This window comes from Streptomyces sp. NPDC006265 (assembly GCF_040613555.1).
In the GTDB taxonomy this organism is placed as follows: Bacteria; Actinomycetota; Actinomycetes; order Streptomycetales; family Streptomycetaceae; genus Streptomyces.
This window is the reverse complement of sequence record NZ_JBEXSH010000904.1, coordinates 1-3,571: the sequence shown is the minus strand read 5'-3', so window position 1 is coordinate 3,571 and position 3,571 is coordinate 1. Positions and strand designations below refer to the sequence as shown.

General features: G+C 71.1%; 4 protein-coding genes. All 4 read left to right on the top strand.

Annotated elements, in window-relative coordinates; translation table 11 throughout:
* Nucleotides 1–442, top strand: a 442-nt coding sequence (locus ABZ281_RS42480) for an ACT domain-containing protein (protein WP_356663383.1), incomplete at its 5' end; no start/stop codon positions are given.
* Between the two features lie 6 nt (nt 443–448).
* The gene (gene thrC, locus ABZ281_RS42475; protein ID WP_356663381.1) at nt 449–1,507 is read left to right on the top strand and encodes a threonine synthase; all 1,059 of its coding nucleotides are present in this window, start codon (nt 449–451) and stop codon (nt 1,505–1,507) included.
* A 342-nt stretch (nt 1,508–1,849) separates the two neighbouring features.
* On the top strand, nt 1,850–2,779 hold the full coding sequence (thrB, locus tag ABZ281_RS42470; protein ID WP_298559029.1) for a homoserine kinase: 930 nt from the start codon (nt 1,850–1,852) through the stop codon (nt 2,777–2,779).
* 402 nt (nt 2,780–3,181) lie between these two features.
* The coding region (locus ABZ281_RS42465) for a Rho termination factor N-terminal domain-containing protein (protein WP_356663379.1) at nt 3,182–3,571 on the top strand (390 nt) is incomplete at its 3' end.

Below are 3,571 nucleotides of genomic sequence, written 5' to 3'. Positions count from 1 at the left end.
GTACAACGCCGTGTTCGTCGAGTCCGACGCCGCCGGACAGCTCATGTTCTACGGCCCCGGAGCGGGCGGTTCCCCCACCGCCTCCGCCGTGCTCGGCGACCTCGTCGCCGTCTGCCGCAACCGGCTGAGCGGCGCGACCGGGCCGGGTGAGTCCGCCTACGCCGCGCTGCCGGTGTCCCCGATGGGCGACGTCGTCACGCGGTACCACATCAGCCTCGACGTGGCCGACAAACCGGGTGTTCTCGCCCAGGTCGCGACCGTCTTCGCCGAGCACGGAGTCTCGATCGATACGGTGCGCCAATCGGGGAAGGACGGCGAGGCATCCCTCGTCGTCGTCACGCACCGTGCGTCCGACGCGGCCCTCACCGGGACCGTCGAGGCGTTGCGCAAGCTCGACACCGTGCGTGGTGTCGCCAGCATCATGCGGGTTGAAGGAGAGTAACCAGCAATGACCCACCAGTGGCGCGGAATCATCGAGGAGTACCGGGACCGGCTGCCGGTCTCCGACAGCACGCCGGTCGTGACGCTCCGCGAGGGCGGTACGCCCCTCGTGCCCGCGCAGGTGCTCTCCGAGCGCACGGGCTGCGAGGTCCACCTCAAGGTCGAGGGCGCGAACCCGACCGGGTCCTTCAAGGACCGCGGCATGACCATGGCCATCACCCGGGCCAAGGAGGAGGGCGCGAAGGCCGTCATCTGCGCCTCCACCGGTAACACGTCGGCCTCCGCCGCCGCGTACGCCGTGCGGGCCGGGATGGTCTGCGCCGTGCTCGTGCCGCAGGGCAAGATCGCGCTGGGCAAGATGGGCCAGGCCCTCGTGCACGGCGCGAAGATCCTCCAGGTCGACGGCAACTTCGACGACTGCCTGACGCTGGCCCGCGGCCTGAGCGACAACTACCCGGTCTCGCTGGTCAATTCGGTCAACCCGGTACGTATCGAGGGCCAGAAGACGGCGGCCTTCGAGATCGTGGACATGCTCGGCGACGCGCCCGACATCCACGTCCTGCCGGTCGGCAACGCGGGCAACATCACGGCCTATTGGAAGGGCTACACGGAGTACGCCACCGACGGCGTGGCGACCCGGAGGCCGCGGATGTGGGGTTTCCAGGCCTCCGGCAGCGCCCCGATCGTGCGCGGCGAGGTCGTCAAGGACCCCTCGACCATCGCCACGGCCATCCGCATCGGCAACCCGGCTTCCTGGCAGTACGCGCTCGCCGCGCGGGACGAGTCGGGCGGCTCCATCGACGAGGTGACGGACCGTGAGATCCTGCGCGCCTACCGGCTGTTGGCCTCGCAGGAGGGTGTCTTCGTCGAGCCGGCGTCCGCCGCGTCCGTCGCCGGTCTGCTGAAGGCCGCCGAGCAGGGCAAGGTCGACCCGGGGCAGCGGATCGTGTGCACCGTCACCGGCAACGGACTGAAGGACCCCGACTGGGCCGTCGCCGGTGCCCCGCAGCCGGTCACCGTACCCGTCGACGCGGCGGCCGCCGCGGAGCGCCTCGGCCTGGTCTGACCTGCGGCGACGCACCGAGCGCCGGTGCAACCCCGGACACGGTCCGGCGCAGGACGGCGCTTGCCCGGGGGCGTCCCCCGCGGGGGGTGCACAGGGGGCTTACGACACGCATCGTGCGCCTCCTGTGCGCCCTATGTCGCCACAGAACCTTCCTTCGATAGGCTGTACTGAACCCGCCCGCCGCATATGCCTCCGCACGGAGCGCGGTGCCGCGCCGTCTCCGCGGCTGGGACAGCGGTCGGCCCTCGCGGTCGGCAGCGGCCCCCGGGGTTCTCGTACGCCATCGAATGTCCACTGAACGTCATTCGACAATCACCGCAGCTCAAGGAGAGTCATCGAGCGATGGCCGGTCCAGCGTTCCGTGCCGCCGCCGTCCGGGTGCGCGTCCCCGCCACCAGCGCCAACCTCGGCCCGGGCTTCGACGCCCTCGGCCTCGCGCTGGGCTTGTACGACGACGTGGTCGTCCGGGTGGCCGACTCCGGGCTGCACATCGACATCGCGGGTGAGGGAAGCGAGACGCTCCCGCGCGACGAGCAACACCTTCTCGTGCGTTCCCTGCGCACCGCCTTCGACCTGCTGGGCGGACAGCCGCGCGGTCTGGAGATCGTCTGCGCCAACCGCATTCCGCACGGCCGGGGCCTCGGTTCCTCCTCGGCCGCCATCTGCGCCGGGATCGTCGCCGCCCGCGCCGTGACCATAGGGGCCGACGCCAAGCTCGACGACACGGCGCTGCTGGAGCTCGCCACCGAGATCGAGGGCCACCCCGACAACGTCGCGGCGTGCCTGCTCGGCGGCTTCACACTGTCCTGGATGGAGGGCGGCGCCGCCCGCGCGATCAGGATGGATGCCGCCGATTCCATCGTCCCGGTGGTTTTCGTTCCCGGGAAGCCGGTCCTGACCGAGACGGCGCGCGGCCTGCTCCCGCGCACCGTTCCGCACGTCGACGCAGCCACCAACGCGGGCCGGGCCGCCCTGCTCGTCGAAGCCATGACGCGCCGCCCCGAACTGCTCCTGCCCGCCACCGAGGACCGTCTGCACCAGGAGTACCGCGCACCGGCCATGCCCGAGAGCACGGCACTGGTGGAGCGGCTGCGGGGCGACGGCATCCCCGCGGTCATCTCCGGGGCCGGACCCACGGTCATGGCCCTGGCCGACGCGGAGACCGCCGACAAGGTCGAGGCCCTGGCGGGCGCGGACTGGGCCGCGAATCGGCTGCGCCTCGATCAGCAGGGCGCCAGCGTGCTGCCGCTCGCGGCCTCCGGTGACATCTGAAACGGCGCGATTACCGGATTTCGAGAGGGGGAATGTTTGTTGGATCCGGTAGTGTTAACCTCAAGTCTGCACCCGACCCCACCATGGCGAGGTGCCTTGTGTCCCCGTCCGGGACAGACATTCTTCCGGGAGCCCCCCAAGCCGCACTGTGTTCTGTACGTCGGACCGTATGCCGTACAAGGGCACTGAGCGGGGCGCAGGGCATGCTCCGGAACCGGTGCGACCACGCCGCGTGACACTGACACTGGGTGCCACGGCTCAAGGAAGCGCCATCACCAGATTCCTCCGCCGCTTAGGCGGACCACCGCCCCGGCACGGTTCACACCACACGGACCGAAGTCGGACAGCACAACCGGTCGCCGAGCCAGACAGGCCGACGTCCGCTCCAGGGAAGGACCCTTCGTGAGCGACACCACCGATCTGATGGGCGCACGTGTCGAGGAGACCGCTGCCGCGCCCGCCACGGACGCCTCCGCGCCTGCTACCGGTGCCGGCTCCCGGCGGCGCCGCGGTACCGGCCTCGAGGGCATGGTGCTGGCCGAGCTGCAGCAGGTCGCATCCGGCCTCGGCATCAGGGGCACCGCGCGTATGCGCAAGAGCCAGCTGATCGAGGTCATCAAGGAGGCACAGGCGTCCGGCGGCGGCGCTCCGGCCGCGAAGGCCGACGCGCCCGCCGAGACCAAGCCCAAGCGCCGCGCCACCTCGCGGACCCGTACCGGCGACAACGCCGAGAAGGCGGACAAGAAGGCGGACGCGAAGGAGGCCTCCCAGGCCCCCGCGGACAAGGCCGAC